Origin of the sequence: Paenalcaligenes hominis (assembly GCF_011927625.1) — a bacterium.
GTDB lineage: Bacteria > Pseudomonadota > Gammaproteobacteria > Burkholderiales > Burkholderiaceae_B > Paenalcaligenes > Paenalcaligenes hominis.
The window spans coordinates 647421-663165 of the sequence record NZ_JAATIZ010000001.1 but is presented as its reverse complement, the minus strand read 5'-3'; the positions used below and the strand labels follow the sequence as shown (position 1 = coordinate 663165).

The following is a 15745-nucleotide window of genomic DNA, read 5'->3' as shown; positions in this document are numbered from 1 at the left end:
ATAGCAAAAATAAGTAATGGCATATAGTAGCATTAAGCGTCGCGCAACATCTCTTTTATGCGTTTTAAATCCTCGGTATTCGATTGAAAACCATACCGAAAATCAGAGCCTGCTGGCGCTTGATAAAGACGCAGTCCCATCTCAGGCAAAATAGCCAATAAATGATCAAAAATATCGCCTTGTAAACGCTCGTAATTTACCCAAGCCGTGTCTTGACTAAAACAATACACCTCAATAGGGATACCTTCAGCAGAGGGCTCCATCATACGCACCATCATAATCATATCGGGGTGCACGCCCTGCTTTTGTTTTATATAAGCGTCGGCGTAGGCTCTAAAAGTGCCAATATTGGTTAAACGGCGCTCGTTGACTGGATCCGTGTTTTCTTGAGGCAACTCTTGGTTAAACGCCTGTATATCTTGCTCTTTTTGGTGTAGATACTCGTCTAATAAAGCGAAGCGTTTTAAGTTTTTTAAATCCTCCGCATTCAAAAAGCGCACCGTACTAGCATCAATACGTAGACTGCGTTTAATACGGCGCCCACCGGATTCAAACATATGGCGCCAGTTTTTATAGCTTCCTGAAAACAGTTGGTAAGTGGGAATAGTGGTAACCGTTTTATCCCAATTTTGTACTTTCACTGTATGCAGTGCCATATCAATAACAAAGCCATCTGCACCTGTTTGAGGCATTTCAATCCAGTCTCCTATACGCAGCATGTCATTGGAATTGAGCTGAGAACTAGCAACCACGGATAGCAGTGTGTCTTTGAAAACCAAAAGCAACACCGCCGATAATGCCCCTAGCCCCGATATCATGAGCATAGGAGACCGATCGACTAAAATGGAAATAATCAAGATGCTGGCCACGCCCCAGACCGCTAACCGTGCCACTTGGATATAGCCTTTGGTCGAAGCCTTACTTTGATCTTGGTAGAGGTCTTTTATGTCTTGCCAACACAATAAGAGCCCACTAATTGCTTTAAAAAGAAAGTAACAGACAATGCTTAAGATAACGCGCACTAAAAAATGCAACATGTCTTGGCTTAAGGGCATCATACTGATGCCTGTAGCTGTGATAAGCAAAGGGATAGCCGTAGACAAACTATTAATAATGCGGCGTGCGACCAATAAATCTAGCCATTTGTTTTGCTTCATACGAATCAAGGCCTTGGTCACCACCGAACTCAATACGCGTTGTGTCACACTACGTAATAATATAAACAGCACACATAAAAACAATAGACCAGCTAAGACTTGCATCCATGTCTCGGGCAAATACTGATAAATCCAATCTTTTACAGGCCATGTGCTGACATCTAGGGTGTTTTCCATCAGGGCTCTTCTTTGCTACGTAAATTAAAAATGACAAAACGGGTAGAGGTAAAAAGGTTAACATAGTGCTATTGATTTGATCTTCACTTTACTTATCATCTATGTCTAACTCATCTAATAACCAAAACCAATTTGCGAACAAATCCCAAGCTTGGTCTGCGCGTTTTACAGAACCCGTCTCAGACCTAGTGAAACGATACACTGCCTCTGTCGATTTTGATAAGCGCCTTGCTCTATTTGACATTCAAGGCTCGTTGGCTCATGCCAAAATGCTTGCCACTGTAGGTGTCATCAGTAGTGAAGACCAAGACGCCATCGAACGCGGTATGCAGCAAATCATCGGCGAAATCGAAGCGGACCAATTTGAATGGCTGCTTGATCTAGAAGACGTCCACTTAAACATTGAAAAACGGTTAGTGGAAATTATTGGTGATGCAGGCAAGCGCTTGCACACTGGCCGTTCACGTAATGACCAAGTAGCGACTGACATTCGTCTTTGGTTGCGTAGTGAGATTGATCAAAGCGCAGAACTGCTTGTCGAGCTACAAAAGAACCTAGCCGCCCTGGCTCTAGAGCATGCCGATACGATTCTACCGGGCTTTACCCATTTACAAGTCGCGCAGCCAGTCACTTTTGGCCACCATTTGTTAGCGTACGCAGAAATGTTTAATCGCGATCACGAGCGTCTACTCGACTGCCGCAAGCGTGTTAACCGTCTTCCACTGGGCGCTGCGGCGTTAGCGGGTACCTCATACCCTATTGACCGCGAGCTGACCGCTCAATTGCTCGGCTTTGACGAGGTATGTCGCAACTCGTTGGATGCCGTTTCTGACCGAGACTTTGCAATTGAATTCTGTGCCGCAGCCGCTTTAATCATGACGCATATTTCCCGTTTATCCGAAGAGCTGATCATTTGGATGAGTCCACGCGTCGGTTTTATTGAACTTGCAGACCGCTTTTGCACGGGCAGCTCGATCATGCCCCAAAAGAAAAACCCTGACGTACCTGAATTAGCACGAGGCAAAACCGGTCGTGTTAATGGGCATCTTATTGCCTTATTAACACTAATGAAAGGCCAACCCTTAGCTTACAACAAGGACAACCAAGAAGACAAAGAAGGCTTGTTTGATGCCGCCGATACTATTCGCGACACCCTCACGATTTTCGTTGATATGGTCTCTGGCATTCGTGTGAAAGCCGATGCCATGCGCGCGGCTGCTTTACAAGGCTTTGCCACCGCTACGGATTTGGCCGATTACTTAGTGAAAAAAGGTCTTCCTTTCCGTGATGCGCATGAAACCGTTGCATTAGCGGTACGAGAATGCGAGCAAAAAGGGTGTGACTTAGCTGATTTGTCGCTAGCAGAACTTCAGGCTTTTCACCCTTCAATCGAAGAGGACATTTTTGGTGTGCTTACTCTAGAGGGCTCAGTTGCCGCCCGCAATCACCTAGGTGGCACGGCCCCTGAACGAGTCCGCATTGAGGCACAACGTATTTTAGATAACTAAGCATCGTGGCACCGTCTGCGCTACCTTCGCCCTGCATGACGAGGCTCACCGCGCAGACCATGTAAAAGCCATACTTTCATACCAAAATGCCCCGATAAGTCGGGGCATTTTGATAGCCGATTAGTAGCAGTTAGTCTGCGTCTTCGGCGACAACAGGTTTTAATGGCCCTGTTTGACCGGCCTCGAACACTGCAATGGACTCAATATGACCTGTATGGGGAAACATATTAATCACGCCCGCAGCCTTTAAGTCGTAACCCCCATGGTGTACCAAAATGCCTGCATCTCTAGCTAAGGTGGCTGGATTACACGAGACATACACGATGCGTTTGGGGCGCTCGGCTAAACTGAGTTCTGCATAGGCTTTTGCGACGGCAAACGCCCCATCACGAGGAGGATCAATCAGTACCCGATCAAAATACCCTAATTCTCGCAACCATTCAGCACCCACTTCAAACAAATTTAAGGTGCTAAATTTAGCTTGTTGGCTAAGACCGTGTAATGCCGCTGCCTGCGTTGCGCGTTGAGTCAGTGTGGCACTGCCTTCGATACCTACGACCTCTCTAGCAAAGCGCGCCATCGGCAAACTAAAATTACCTAAGCCGCAAAATAAATCAGCGACACGGTCCTGAGGTTGAATGGCCAGTAGGCGTAAAGCGCGACGAATTAGCTCGCGGTTAATCTGATGATTTACTTGGGTAAAATCCGCTGGTTTGAACGGCATTTTTAAGCCGTAATCAGGCAGATCGTAGTGAAGGCAGTCAGCATCCTCTGGGTTTAATGGGTGTGCTGTCTCTGGGCCTTTAGGTTGTAACCACCAAACAATATTATGCTGCTGGGCAAAGTCACGCAGCACCTGTAAATCAGCTGCGGTCAGTGGCTCCATGTGGCGTAACGTCAAGACGGTACAGGCATCACCCACCGCTAATTCAATCTGTGGAATCCGGTCAGGTCTGGATAAGGTGCTTAGGCTCGTGCGTAACGGGCGCAATAAATCAGAGACATGCTTTGGGATCACCAGACATTGATCCATATCCACGACATAACGGCCATTGCGCTCGCGAAACCCGACGAGCATGCCGCCTTTTTTCTGGACAAAGCGGGCAGAAAAGCGTGCCCTAAACCGGTAGCCAAAGTAGGGGCCGTGCATCGCCGCTAAAAGCTGTTTTGGCTGGACCTTACCAATATGATGGAAGGCGTCCTCTAGGGCGCGCTGTTTAATAGCGACTTGGGCGGTGGGCTCTAGGTGCTGCATTAAGCACCCACCACAAACGCCAAAATTAGGGCACGGTGGCTCGACCCGTTGTGAGGAGGGACGCACCACTTCGACCAATTTAGCACGATCGAAACTGGGCTTCTGACGTGTTATTTGTGCGCGGACGAGCTCACCGGGCAAGGCCCCATCAATAAATACCACCTTACCATCGGCTTGGTGTGCTACACCTCGACCTTCAAGGTCTAAAGACTCTACTTCTAATAAATCGCTCATAGTCGGCGTCACAACAGAAATTTAACGTTCGGGTAAGTAAGATAATGGGTTAACTGGCGTTCCACGACGACGGATCTCAAAATGTAGACGTGGTGACGAGGTATCACTTTGACCTAACGTCGCAATACGTTGACCTTTTTTAATCTCTTGCCCCGTCTTAACGATGAGGGAGTCATTATGGGCATAAGCCGTAATAAACCCGTTGCTATGACCTAGCAAAATGAGGTTACCTAGACCACGCACGCCATTGCCTGCGTACATGACTTTGCCATCGGCCGCGGCGTTCACTGCGTCACCCACATTACCTTCTAAGTCAATCCCTTTTGTGCTGGCCGTGAAACTTTGAATAATTTTCCCGTTGGTGGGCCAGCCCCAACTGATTAAATTCGCATCACTGGCGCGAGGCGATTTGGTCGATACACTGGCTGAACTCGTTGGGCTCGTGCTGCTAGATGTCGTAACAGGAGAGGTCGTGGCTGCGTTTGAGTCTGAACCAGGAACCGGCGTTGTACTAGGCCGTGGCGCAGGCGTGCTGGTTTGCGCGACTTGACTGGCCCCATTAACCACTAACACTTGCCCTACTCGTAGCTGAGACGGATCCGTAATATTATTTGCATTAGCGATGGCTTGAACAGTGGTGCCATGTTGCTGAGCAATTTTATAAAGCGTGTCCCCGACTTGTACGGTGTAATTACCGCCTGCAGTAGATTGAGGTGCACTGGGCGTAGAAGAATGAATATCGGTAATAGGAGCCGGTGTATTAGTGCTACACCCCGATAGCACCAAAGACGTTACCATCGTCCCAGCGACCAACCAGCGGATAGGTTGTCGTATCGATAAAATCGAAGCAGCGGGAGACATAGTCGTACCAGCTTGCTGCATGTTGCTCTCCTAAAGTTAAATTTGCGTTCCCGATTTTAATGGAACAAAACGCACGGTTTCGAGTTCATGACGCTGCCATTGGCTGACGCCGTATCGTCTAATGTAGACTAAACGTTGATATAAATCACCCTCGGGAGCCACTAAACAGCCCCCAATGGCAAGTTGTTCAAGTAGTTGCTTAGGTATTTGAGGGCCGGCTGCGGCCACAATAATGGCATCAAAAGGGGCGGCATCAGGCCAGCCCTGGATACCATCACCGAATTTTAAACGAACTTGCTCTATTACACCTAATTCTTGCAAGTTGCGCTGCGCGAGCTCATAAAGGGGAGCAATCCGCTCTAGAGCAAAGACCTGCGGTATAAGATGCGTTAGTACAGCGGTTTGATAACCGCATCCAGCCCCGATCTCTAAGACTCGTTGTGGCAGGTGGTCTTTTAGGAGCAACGCCACCATACGCGCTACGATCCAGGGTTGGGAAATAGTTTGTCCGTACCCAATTGGCAAAGCATCGTTTTCATAAGCGCGACTGGCTAAACCCTGATCTACAAATACATGACGCGGAACTTGACGCATGGCGTTCAGGACGCACTGGTCTTTAATGCCTGCTAACTCTAGACAACGGATCAAGTGCGCTTGAGCACGTTTTGAGGTTAAACCTAAGTTTTGATTGGCTGCAGGCGTATAAGTCGGTTCGATTTGTGTAGGACTAGGGGAAAACGAAAGAATTTTAGTATTGCTGTTTTTAGATGAAAACATGGGCTCAAACCGACTACGACCGAATCGGTTTAGTGCTTTACTGGTACTAACCATACACTGTTGAGCCCGCGCTTTTTTCATCTTAGCCTTGGATCCATGCTTCGGTACTGGCGAGCTGCTGATGATCGGTTAAATCAAAACGCAACGGCGTGACGGATACCTGCAAATTTTGCGTCGCTCCGAAATCGGTTTCAAGCGCAAAGTCAACGGCCTTTCCTACAGGACCTATCCAATAAATGGGATCACCGTAAGGCGTGGTGCTTTTTACCACGGGCTCGGCAGGATGACGCTTACCTAGGCGCGTTACCGCATAGCCGTTTAACGCTGTAAGCGGAACAGAAGGAATATTAACGTTCAACAAGGTGCCCGGCTCGAGAGGCTGGGTGCGTGTTTTAAGCACAAGCTCGCGAGCTACATGCGCTGCGGTATCTAAATGAGCCCACCCTTTTTCTATTAAAGAGAATGCTAACGCAGGAATACCAAACAAATGGCCTTCCATAGCCGCTGCTACGGTGCCTGAGTACAGAGTATCGTCGCCCATATTAGCCCCGTTATTAATACCCGAAACAATGAGATCGGGCCTGAAATCGAGCAAACCAGTTAATGCAATATGGATACAATCAGAAGGCGTACCATTGACATAATAAAATCCATTATGCGCCTTTTGCACAGATAAAGGTCGGTTTAATGTCAGTGAATTGGAAGAACCACTACAATTACTTTCAGGCGCAATGACTGTAATGTCGCCCAAATCGGCCAGCGCGTGATAGAGCGCCTCGATACCGGGTGCGTTGTAGCCGTCATCATTTGCAATTACTATTTTCATTAGTTAACTCATTATTTTCTAATACGACTAATTGTACCTGTTTTATTTTGATTATTACTTCAGTTCAAGTAGAATCGCGACTCTTAGTCTTTTCTTTACGGATCACGTTATGCTCTGGTTGATTGCTTTACTTACTATAGGCTGCGCGTATGCGCTTGGGTCCCTGCCCTTTGCCGTCATTGTGAGTCGGTTAATGGGCCTAGCCGATCCGCGTACATTTGGTTCAAGTAATCCAGGCGCTACGAATGTGCTGCGTAGTGGGAATAAAAAAGCCGCTGCACTGACGTTGTTGGGTGATTTATTAAAAGGCACCGTAGCGGTTTGTTTAGCTAATTGGGTCAGCACTTATTTTGATTTAAGCAGCTTGGTGGTCGCCGCCAGTGCCATTGCAGTGTTTCTAGGCCATGTCTTTCCTTTTACGCTTGGCTTTAAAGGGGGCAAAGGCGTCGCCACGGCGATAGGAATTCTGATTGCTCTGCAGCCACTTTTGGCCTTGGCTTGTGCCCTAACATGGCTAGCCGTCGCCTATACGTTTAAGTATTCATCTTTAGCCGCCATTGTGGCGGCCCTCTGTGCCCCACTGTATTATTTTCTAGGGGCAAACAGCCTTTGGCCTCTAGATAAGCCGGAAGCGCTAGCCATTGGCGTGCTAAGCGCATTATTATTGTGGCGTCATGCCGCCAATATACAGCGTTTAATGTTGGGCCAAGAAACACGAATTGGTCAGAAAAAGCGCTAGCTGGCTACGTCTTCGAGATCCCAGCGTGGGCGTACTTTAAAGCTGGGGTCCATTTCAGGATGTTGAATCCCCGCTTTAACACGTTGCGCTGCAGCAAAAGCAATCATGGCGCCGTTATCTGTACACAAGCTGACAGGTGGAAAATACACCTGCGCACCCATACGGCGTGTTTCACTAAGCAAATGGTCTCGCAAACGCTGATTCGCCCCGACGCCGCCAGCCACTACTAAACGCTTTAAACCGCTTTGTTTTAAGGCACGTAGCGATTTAATTGCCAATACATCCACAATGGCGGCTTGGGTGGCCGCTGCCAAATCGGCATGATCCTGAGGTGTGACCTGACCTTGGTCTTTTTCCATTTTACGTAGCGCCGTTAGGACTGCCGTTTTTAGTCCACTGAAACTAAAGTCTAAATCCCCGCTGTGCACCATAGGGCGTGGTAAAGCAATGCGCTCTGGGTCCCCTTTTTGGGCTAAGGCCGCTAAGGCGGGACCACCCGGATATGACAGGCCCAAGAGCTTGGCGCTTTTATCAAATGCCTCGCCAGCTGCATCGTCCAAGGTTTCACCTAACAAACGATACTGGCCTACCCCGTCGACTTGCATGATCTGCGTATGCCCCCCCGATACCAACAGAGCCACAAATGGAAAGGTAGGCGCTGGCTGGGCCAACAAAGGCGACAGCAAGTGCCCTTCGAGGTGGTGAATAGGAATAGTTGGTATACCGCGCGCCCACGCCAAGGCATTCGCAAAACTGGCGCCAACCAATAAAGCGCCATTAAGACCAGGCCCAGCGGTATAAGCAATGGCGTCAATGTCATCTAGCGTCATGCCCGCGTCCGCCAAAACTTGCTGGGTTAGCGGGAGTACACGACGTATATGATCGCGTGAGGCCAGCTCGGGCACCACCCCACCAAAAGCACGGTGCATAGCAATTTGACTATGCAAGCCATGGGCAATAAGCCCTTGTTCGGTGCATACAACGGCCACCCCGGTCTCGTCACACGAGCTTTCATATCCAAGTATCTTCATGTTGTTTCTACATCGTGCCATAGCATTCAAGTGTACTTATGGCATAAAATTGCGTGGTTATTCATTTACGTTTATTTCTAAACAGGAAGCCTTATGTTTGAGCGTTTTTTTAAGCTTAACGAACATGGTACCAATGTTAAAACCGAGGTCATGGCAGGTATAACGACCTTTTTAACCATGTCCTACATTATCATTGTGAACCCTAATATTCTGGCCACTACCGGCATGGATCATGGGGCTATTTTCGTAGCGACATGCTTAGCGGCTATTGTGGGTACGTTAATCATGGCCTTTGTGGCGAACTGGCCGATTGGTATGGCTCCTGGTATGGGCTTAAACGCCTTTTTTGCCTTTACTGTGGTGGCGTCTTTAGGCGCTACCTGGCAAGTCGCACTAGGTGCCGTTTTTATTTCCGGCATTATCTTTTTAATTTTAACAGCGACAGGCATTCGTGGGTGGATTATTGCAGGGATTCCTCGTTCATTGCGTGCCGCCATCGCAGCCGGTATTGGTTTATTTTTAGCCATTATCGCTATGATGAATGCCGGCATTGTCGTCGAGCACCCTGCCACTAAGATTGGTATTGGCGATTTAACTCAGCCTGCAGCTATTTTTGCTATTCTCGGTTTTTTCATTATTACCGCCCTAGATGCGCTTAAAGTACGTGGAGCCATTCTGATTGGAATTTTAGCCATCACGGCCTTGGCTACCCTTACTGGTCATAACGACTATCTGGGGATTTTTTCCTTACCCCCTAGCATTGCCCCCACTTTCTTGCAGCTAGATATCGTAGGCGCTTTGCATATGGGACTAGCTCATGTAATTTTAGTCTTGGTGTTAGTAGAGGTTTTTGATGCCACCGGCACCATGTTGGGTGTAGCCAAGCGCGCTAAACTTATTACAGATACCGATACTGGACGTTTAGGTCGTGCTTTATTTGCGGATAGCACAGCGATTGTGGCTGGCTCACTTATCGGCACTAGTAGTACTACCGCCTATGTGGAAAGCGCCTCGGGTGTCCAGGCAGGGGGTCGCACCGGCCTTACAGCGCTCACTATTGCCGCTTGCTTTTTATTGGCACTGCTTTTTGCCCCGCTAGCTAAAATGGTTCCCGCCTATGCCACAGCGCCTGCTTTGTTATATGTAGCAGGCTTAATGCTACGCGAAGTGGCTGAGATTGATTGGGACGACATGACAGAGGCTGCCCCTGCCGCTATTACTGCTATTACCATGCCCTTCACCTACTCGATTGCTAACGGTTTAGCGTTTGGTTTTATCAGCTACGTGGTGATTAAATTACTCACTGGGCAGTTTCGTTCCATTCATCCCGCCACAGCCATCGTGGCCATTTTGTTCATTATTAAATACGCGTTTTATCCTGATTAAGCCTGTATTTATTTATAAAACACGGTACACTATCCCTACTAGGTAGACATCTATACACAAAAAGGCGGCTTTATTAGCCGCCTTTTCATATTCAAGGAAGAATTATGAGCACCGTTGATCTTACTCAAGACACCTTCCAAGCAGCTGTTGAAGGCGATAAAACCTTAATTATCGATTTCTGGGCCCCTTGGTGCGGTCCTTGCCAACAGTTTGCCCCTACTTACGAAGCCGCCGCTGCTAAACACGACGATATTGTGTTTGCCAAAGTAAACACTGAGGAACAAGAGGAATTAGCTGCCGCTATGCGCATTCGCTCAATTCCTACTATTATGGTGTTCCGCGAACGCGTTTTACTATTCCAACATTCCGGTGCTTTAGCCGAATCTCAGCTCGAAGAGCTGATCGAGCAAGTCAAAGCTGTGAATATGGAAGAAGTTCACGCTGAAATTGCAGCACAACAAAACAACCAAGCCTAGACAGACTCATCCATTAGGCCCAAGCCCAGTGTTAAACTGGGCTTTTTACCATCTATCAATAGCTTGGTAATACTAAACGCCCCGTTAATACTTAACGGGGCGTTTGAGTACCAAACAAACTAATTATTTTTGTTCCGCAGGCGACGCAAAATAGGCTTTGGTTAATTTAAAAACCACCGGGCTTAAAAGCAATAAGGCAATTAAGTTAGGAATCGCCATGAGTGCGTTCAAGGTGTCTGCTACCAACCATAAACTACCTAAATCCATACCAGGCAACGTACCAATTGGAATAACAACCACCCAAATCAAACGGAAAGGAAAGTTAGAGCGCTCGCCAAACAAGAACTGAGCACACTTTTCACTGTAAAAACTCCAGCCGATAATAGTGGTAAATGCGAACAAAGCGACACCTATACTGACTATATAGCGCCCCACGGGCCCCAAACCATGAGAAAACGCATGGGCAGACAAGGTGGCACCATTTTCCCCGCTTTGCCACGCCCCTGTTACCACAATCACTAAAGCCGTAATGGTACAAACCACAATCGTATCTAAAAATGTACCGAGCATAGCCACCGTACCCTGACGGATTGGACTATCTGTTTTAGCGGTAGCATGAGCGATAGGAGCACTACCTAGACCGGCCTCGTTGGAAAAAATACCGCGTGCCACACCAAAACGAATCGCTGCCCAAACAGTAGCACCAGCAAAGCCACCCGCTGCGGCGGTAGGATTAAACGCATGATACAAAATTAGGGAAATGGCATCAGGAATGCGATCAATATGAAGGGCTAGCACCAACAATCCGCCCCCTACATAAAACACAGCCATTAAAGGGACAAGTTTTCCTGCCACGTCACCGATACGCTTAATGCCACCTAATAAAACCATTCCAACCAGTAAGGCAATAATAATACCCGTTAACAACGGTGGCACGCTAAAGGCAGACTGCATCACATCAGCGACCGAATGGGCTTGAATGCTATTACCAATGCCAAAGCCCGCAAACATGCCAAAAATAGCAAAAATTACGCCCAACCATTTCCAATTAGGACCTAGGCCATTACGGATGTAATACATAGGGCCACCTACATAATGGCCCTTGGCATCCACCTCGCGAAAATGCACCGCCAGCGTGGCCTCGCAGAACTTAGTGGCCATACCAATTAAAGCAATTAACCACATCCAAAAAATGGCACCTGGACCACCATAGAAAATAGCCGTTGCAACGCCAGCAATATTTCCCGTACCAATCGTCGCTGACAAAGCCGTCATTAAGGCATTAAATGGACTAATGTCTCCTTTTTCGGTGCTGCTGCGACCTTGCCAAAGCATTTTAAATCCGTAACCTAGCTTGCGCTGCGGCATGAATCGCAAACCGAATGTTAAAAACACCCCGGTACCTGCCAGCAACAACAGCATGGGAGGCCCCCATGCGATACCATTGATGATATTAATCCACTCTATTATTTTTTCCACTACGGACCCCTTGAGCTTATAAAAAAAGATCACTTTACAGCGATCTTAAATAAAACAACAAGCCTTTATAGGGAAATCGTCAGGTTTTGCCGTCGTGAAGCGACTGGCTATCTGTTTTTTCTAAGGTAGACCAAAACCCTTGGCCTCGAGTCCAGTTTGAAAAGCCTTCCTCAAAAGCCTGCACTTGATCTAAAGGCAAAGCCAATGTCCACTCTACCCCTGTCGCACCAAATACCTCGCTCAATACCTGTGCTTGATGCTGCGCAAACCGAGAACGTACTAAATCGCTATCACTGTAGTCGCACGAACATTGCACGGTTTGTAACGGCACAATGGGACTTTTAGGTGCTAACCGTAAGCACGACGCGGCCACACCACCATAAGCACGCATAAGGCCGCCCGTTCCTAGTTTGACACCCCCGAACCATCGAATCACCAAGACCACGACCCGGTCGCAATCTTGGCCCTCGATGGCTTGAAGCATAGGACGGCCCGCTGTTCCCCCAGGCTCGCCATCATCATTAAATCGGTACTCATCACCTAGTTTATAAGCCCAACAATTATGGGTGGCATCCGGTACGTGATGAGTTTGAATAAACGCCATCGCCTCTTCAGCACTGCCGATAGGCCCTGCTAAAGCCAAAAACCGACTTTTCTTGATGTCTTCTTCGTATTGATAAAAACCGTCTAATTGATAATGCATACTTATCTAGGCGTGTTGACTGTCACGGTAAGCCAAATAATCATCGTATGAACCGACATAGTCCACAAGCTTGCCATCAGGGAAAATTTCAATAATACGTCCGGCAACGCCCGAAACAAACTCGCGGTCATGGGAAACAAACACCAAGGTTCCTGGGTATTTCTCGAGCGCAATTTGCAACGACTCGATGGACTCCATGTCTAAGTGGTTGGTGGGCTCGTCCATCAATAAAACATTATTGCGTGTCAGCATTAAGCGACCAAAGCTTAGACGATTTTTTTCGCCTCCTGACAACACAGGCACGGATTTTTTAATGTCATCATTAGAGAACAACAACCGCCCTAACACCGATCGTAATGCCTGATCATCGTCGCCGGGTTGGCGATGCTCAAGAAGCCAATCGAATAAATTGACATCTTGCTCAAACTGTTCGGATACATCCTGAGCCATATAGCCTACATCTGCGTTTTCTGCCCAAGTCACTTTACCTGAGTCTGCCTCGAGATCACCTTGTAATAAGCGTAACAAGGTAGTTTTACCGACCCCATTGGCCCCTACAATAGCAATGCGCTCGCCCGCTTCGACGGTAAGATTCAAGTTATGAATAATAGGACGCTCAAAGCGTTTGCTAAGGGCCTCGGTGCTAACCGCCAAACGATGCAAAGGTTTGCTTTGCTCGAAGCGAATATAAGGGTTTTGGCGTGAGGACGGCTTGACCTCTACGGTATCGGCTTTGATACGATCAATTTGTTTGATACGTGAGGTAGCCTGACGCGCTTTAGACTTGTTAGCAGAAAAACGACGCACGAAATCTTGGAGCTCGCCAATGCGCTCTTTAGCCTTGGCATTCGCTTGGGTTAGACGTTCTCGCGCTTGAGCCGAAGCCAACATGTAATCGTCATAGTTACCCGGATAGACCCGAAGCTCGCCATAGTCCAAATCAGCCATGTGCGTACACACTTGATTTAAAAAGTGGCGATCATGACTAATAATAATCATGGTGCTGTCGTAGGAGTTCAACACGTCTTCAAGCCAACGAATAGTATTAATATCTAAGTTATTCGTGGGCTCATCCAGTAACAACACATCAGGATTAGAAAATAAAGCTTGTGCTAACAACACACGTAGTTTCCAACCAGGAGCTAGCTCACTCATTAATAGCTGATGTTGCTCGGTGGGGATCTCCAAACCCAGCAGTAGCTCGCCTGCACGCGACTGCGCGGTATAGCCGTCATACTCGGCAAACACCCCTTCTAGATCGGCAGCGCGCATGTAGTCTTCTTCGGTGGCCTCTAAGTTGGCATAAATGGCATCACGCTCTGTCATGGCTTGCCACATTTCAGTATGGCCCATCATGACGACATCCAACACCGTGTAGTCTTCAAAAGCAAACTGATCTTGACGCAACTTACCTAGCCTTAGCCCAGGGTCTAGCGTGACGTTGCCCGCTGAGGGTTCTAAATCGCCGCCAATAATTTTCATTAACGTAGACTTTCCGGAACCATTGGCACCGATCAAGCCGTACCGGTTACCACCGCCAAACTTGGCGTTAACATTTTCAAATAAAGGTTTTGGACCAAACTGAATGGTCAAATTGGATGTAGTAATCACAACAAAGCGTCTTTCAAAATTAATTAAACCACTCAAAGCCAACGCTTTAGTGATGTTCCTCAATAACCAAATAAGCCATATCGCTTTCAGTGGCTATACCTATTTTTTTACCAATGGGCAGTGTCACTTTGACCTCGGTGTGCCCATAAGGCAGGCCATGCACTACAGGCACCTTGACGGTGCGTCGCAACCACGCGATCACTTGGTTTAAATCAAAACCATTGTCTCGCGGCGCTAATTTATAGTCCGTAAAGTGGCCCAACACAATAGCCTGTTGACGTTGCAACACCCCTGCTTGCCAAAGCTGCATCAGCATACGTTCGATACGATACGGATGCTCGCCCACGTCTTCTAAAAACAAAATTCCTTGATCCACATGTGGGAAATACGGCGTGCCTAATAACGAACACACCATAGCTAAATTACCCCCCCACAGTACGCCACGCGCATCGACAGCATCGGACCCTTCGGACTCGAAGCTTAGGATCTCTAACTGATCTGTCATGGACTCATGAAATAAATCCAATGTGAGGTCATCGGGCTCGGCTACGCCAAAATCAAAGGCCGCGCACGGGCCGGCGTAACTAATAGCACCGGTTTGGGCTAATAACGCATTGTTAAACGCAGTAAAGTCACTGTGCCCAACAAAACGCTTGTGACTATCAGCCACCGCGCGCCAGTTGATAACCGGCAGTAAACGACTGAGGCCGTAACCACCTCGACTCGATAATACGACTTGATGAGGTTGCTCTAGCGCACGATGAATGGCATTCACACGCTGCTCGTCAGTGCCAGCAAAACGTTGAAACCGCGCTAACGCGTCTTGATCAAGGTCGACCTCCCAACCTAAGGCACGCAAATGCTGCTGTGCTAACTCTAGCTGTTCTGCTTTTTCAACGGCGTTGGAGGAAGAAATAATATAAATACCATGGGGCTCATGTCTGCAATGGGCATCGCAAGCATGGGGTGACGTCATTGTCATAATTCACGCTTTTTTTGTTTAGCGAGCAAACGTCGCTCTTTGAAAAAATCTCGTAAGAGTTGAGAGGCTTGGTCTTGGAGCAGACCCGCCTGCACCTGTGTTTGGTGGTTTAACGTGGGATGCTCGTGCAGGCATACTACGCTACCGCATGCCCCTGTTTTAGGATCGGGCGCGGCATACACAACCCGCTCGACTCGAGCATGTAACAACGCCCCAAAGCACATCAGGCAGGGCTCTAGAGTAACGAACAGCTGACTGCCGGGTAATCGGTAATTGGCTGCCGTTGCTGTGGCTTGACGTAAAGCGACTATCTCGGCATGTTGGGTAGGATCAGAACGCGTAATGACCTGATTATAACCCTGACCAAGTAAATGCCCCTGTGCATCAAGTAAAACGGCCCCGACAGGAACCTCGCCATGCTGCCACGCAATCTGGGCCAATTGTAGCGCTAATTGCATAGCCTGAGTATCGGCGGAAGAAAACTCACTCATCCTACGGGTGTCCTTCTGTGTGGCATTGTGCGCGTTTTGCCACACAGCGCAG

Annotated in this window: 15 protein-coding genes; 4 read left to right on the top strand and 11 right to left on the bottom strand. The window is 48.1% G+C overall.

Annotated features, from left to right (window positions below):
• Positions 1-32: 32 nt before the first annotated feature.
• Positions 33-1334, bottom strand: coding sequence for a mechanosensitive ion channel family protein (locus tag GGR41_RS03190; protein WP_167660610.1), 1302 nt, complete (start codon positions 1332-1334; stop codon positions 33-35).
• A 101-nt stretch (positions 1335-1435) separates the two neighbouring features.
• Here GGR41_RS03190 and argH point away from each other — a divergent pair, with 101 nt between their 5' ends.
• Positions 1436-2842: an argininosuccinate lyase gene (argH, locus tag GGR41_RS03185; RefSeq protein ID WP_167660609.1), complete on the top strand. Its 1407-nt coding sequence runs from the start codon at positions 1436-1438 to the stop codon at positions 2840-2842.
• A gap of 130 nt (positions 2843-2972) precedes the next feature.
• Here argH and rlmD read toward each other — a convergent pair whose 3' ends face one another.
• The 4 genes from rlmD to surE are packed head-to-tail and all read right to left on the bottom strand — an operon-like array spanning position 2973 to position 6795.
• Positions 2973-4331 (bottom strand): 23S rRNA (uracil(1939)-C(5))-methyltransferase RlmD, encoded by a 1359-nt coding sequence (rlmD, locus tag GGR41_RS03180; protein WP_167660608.1) that lies wholly within the window; start codon positions 4329-4331, stop codon positions 2973-2975.
• A gap of 21 nt (positions 4332-4352) precedes the next feature.
• The gene (locus tag GGR41_RS03175; protein ID WP_167660606.1) at positions 4353-5213 is read right to left on the bottom strand and encodes a peptidoglycan DD-metalloendopeptidase family protein; all 861 of its coding nucleotides are present in this window, start codon (positions 5211-5213) and stop codon (positions 4353-4355) included.
• A gap of 15 nt (positions 5214-5228) precedes the next feature.
• Positions 5229-6023: a protein-L-isoaspartate(D-aspartate) O-methyltransferase gene (locus GGR41_RS03170; RefSeq protein WP_167660605.1), complete on the bottom strand. Its 795-nt coding sequence runs from the start codon at positions 6021-6023 to the stop codon at positions 5229-5231.
• 28 nt (positions 6024-6051) lie between these two features.
• On the bottom strand, positions 6052-6795 hold the full coding sequence (gene surE / locus GGR41_RS03165) for a 5'/3'-nucleotidase SurE (RefSeq protein ID WP_167660604.1): 744 nt from the start codon (positions 6793-6795) through the stop codon (positions 6052-6054).
• Positions 6796-6904: 109 nt separating this feature from the next.
• Between surE and plsY the strand changes: the two genes are divergently transcribed.
• The gene (gene plsY / locus GGR41_RS03160) at positions 6905-7534 is read left to right on the top strand and encodes a glycerol-3-phosphate 1-O-acyltransferase PlsY (protein ID WP_167660603.1); all 630 of its coding nucleotides are present in this window, start codon (positions 6905-6907) and stop codon (positions 7532-7534) included.
• Here plsY and tsaD read toward each other — a convergent pair.
• Positions 7531-8565, bottom strand: coding sequence for a tRNA (adenosine(37)-N6)-threonylcarbamoyltransferase complex transferase subunit TsaD (gene tsaD, locus GGR41_RS03155; protein WP_167660602.1), 1035 nt, complete (start codon positions 8563-8565; stop codon positions 7531-7533). The two genes, plsY and tsaD, sit on opposite strands and share 4 nt — an antisense overlap.
• A gap of 93 nt (positions 8566-8658) precedes the next feature.
• Here tsaD and GGR41_RS03150 point away from each other — a divergent pair, with 93 nt between their 5' ends.
• Positions 8659-9951 (top strand): NCS2 family permease, encoded by a 1293-nt coding sequence (locus GGR41_RS03150; RefSeq protein ID WP_167660601.1) that lies wholly within the window; start codon positions 8659-8661, stop codon positions 9949-9951.
• 104 nt (positions 9952-10055) lie between these two features.
• Positions 10056-10427 carry a thioredoxin gene (gene trxA, locus GGR41_RS03145; protein WP_167660600.1) on the top strand — a complete coding sequence of 124 codons (372 nt, stop codon included), beginning with the start codon at positions 10056-10058 and terminating at the stop codon, positions 10425-10427.
• Positions 10428-10550: 123 nt separating this feature from the next.
• Here trxA and GGR41_RS03140 read toward each other — a convergent pair whose 3' ends face one another.
• From GGR41_RS03140 to tadA, 5 genes are all read right to left on the bottom strand, one after another.
• On the bottom strand, positions 10551-11906 hold the full coding sequence (locus GGR41_RS03140) for an alanine/glycine:cation symporter family protein (protein WP_167660599.1): 1356 nt from the start codon (positions 11904-11906) through the stop codon (positions 10551-10553).
• Positions 11907-11985: 79 nt separating this feature from the next.
• The gene (locus GGR41_RS03135; RefSeq protein ID WP_167660598.1) at positions 11986-12609 is read right to left on the bottom strand and encodes an IMPACT family protein; all 624 of its coding nucleotides are present in this window, start codon (positions 12607-12609) and stop codon (positions 11986-11988) included.
• Positions 12610-12615: 6 nt separating this feature from the next.
• Positions 12616-14220, bottom strand: a complete 1605-nt coding sequence (locus tag GGR41_RS03130; RefSeq protein WP_167660597.1) for an ABC-F family ATPase — start codon at positions 14218-14220, stop codon at positions 12616-12618.
• Positions 14221-14266: 46 nt separating this feature from the next.
• A complete protein-coding gene (locus tag GGR41_RS03125; RefSeq protein WP_371019566.1) occupies positions 14267-15196 on the bottom strand; it encodes an LD-carboxypeptidase in 930 nt (309 codons plus the stop codon).
• 2 nt (positions 15197-15198) lie between these two features.
• On the bottom strand, positions 15199-15693 hold the full coding sequence (gene tadA, locus GGR41_RS03120) for a tRNA adenosine(34) deaminase TadA (RefSeq protein ID WP_077733223.1): 495 nt from the start codon (positions 15691-15693) through the stop codon (positions 15199-15201).
• Between the last annotated feature and the right edge of the window lie 52 nt (positions 15694-15745).

What these genes read in the sequence shown, in the direction of transcription:
- rlmD (WP_167660608.1), bottom strand. Translation starts at nt 4,331, where the DNA reads ATGAGCGATTTATTAGAAGTAGAGTCTTTAGACCTTGAAGGTCGAGGT.
- trxA (WP_167660600.1), top strand. Translation starts at nt 10,056, where the DNA reads ATGAGCACCGTTGATCTTACTCAAGACACCTTCCAAGCAGCTGTTGAA.
- GGR41_RS03190 (WP_167660610.1), bottom strand. Translation starts at nt 1,334, where the DNA reads ATGGAAAACACCCTAGATGTCAGCACATGGCCTGTAAAAGATTGGATT.
- GGR41_RS03175 (WP_167660606.1), bottom strand. Translation starts at nt 5,213, where the DNA reads ATGCAGCAAGCTGGTACGACTATGTCTCCCGCTGCTTCGATTTTATCG.
- surE (WP_167660604.1), bottom strand. Translation starts at nt 6,795, where the DNA reads ATGAAAATAGTAATTGCAAATGATGACGGCTACAACGCACCCGGTATC.
- argH (WP_167660609.1), top strand. Translation starts at nt 1,436, where the DNA reads ATGTCTAACTCATCTAATAACCAAAACCAATTTGCGAACAAATCCCAA.
- plsY (WP_167660603.1), top strand. Translation starts at nt 6,905, where the DNA reads ATGCTCTGGTTGATTGCTTTACTTACTATAGGCTGCGCGTATGCGCTT.
- GGR41_RS03135 (WP_167660598.1), bottom strand. Translation starts at nt 12,609, where the DNA reads ATGCATTATCAATTAGACGGTTTTTATCAATACGAAGAAGACATCAAG.
- GGR41_RS03170 (WP_167660605.1), bottom strand. Translation starts at nt 6,023, where the DNA reads ATGGTTAGTACCAGTAAAGCACTAAACCGATTCGGTCGTAGTCGGTTT.
- GGR41_RS03150 (WP_167660601.1), top strand. Translation starts at nt 8,659, where the DNA reads ATGTTTGAGCGTTTTTTTAAGCTTAACGAACATGGTACCAATGTTAAA.
- tadA (WP_077733223.1), bottom strand. Translation starts at nt 15,693, where the DNA reads ATGAGTGAGTTTTCTTCCGCCGATACTCAGGCTATGCAATTAGCGCTA.
- GGR41_RS03125 (WP_371019566.1), bottom strand. Translation starts at nt 15,196, where the DNA reads ATGACGTCACCCCATGCTTGCGATGCCCATTGCAGACATGAGCCCCAT.
- tsaD (WP_167660602.1), bottom strand. Translation starts at nt 8,565, where the DNA reads ATGAAGATACTTGGATATGAAAGCTCGTGTGACGAGACCGGGGTGGCC.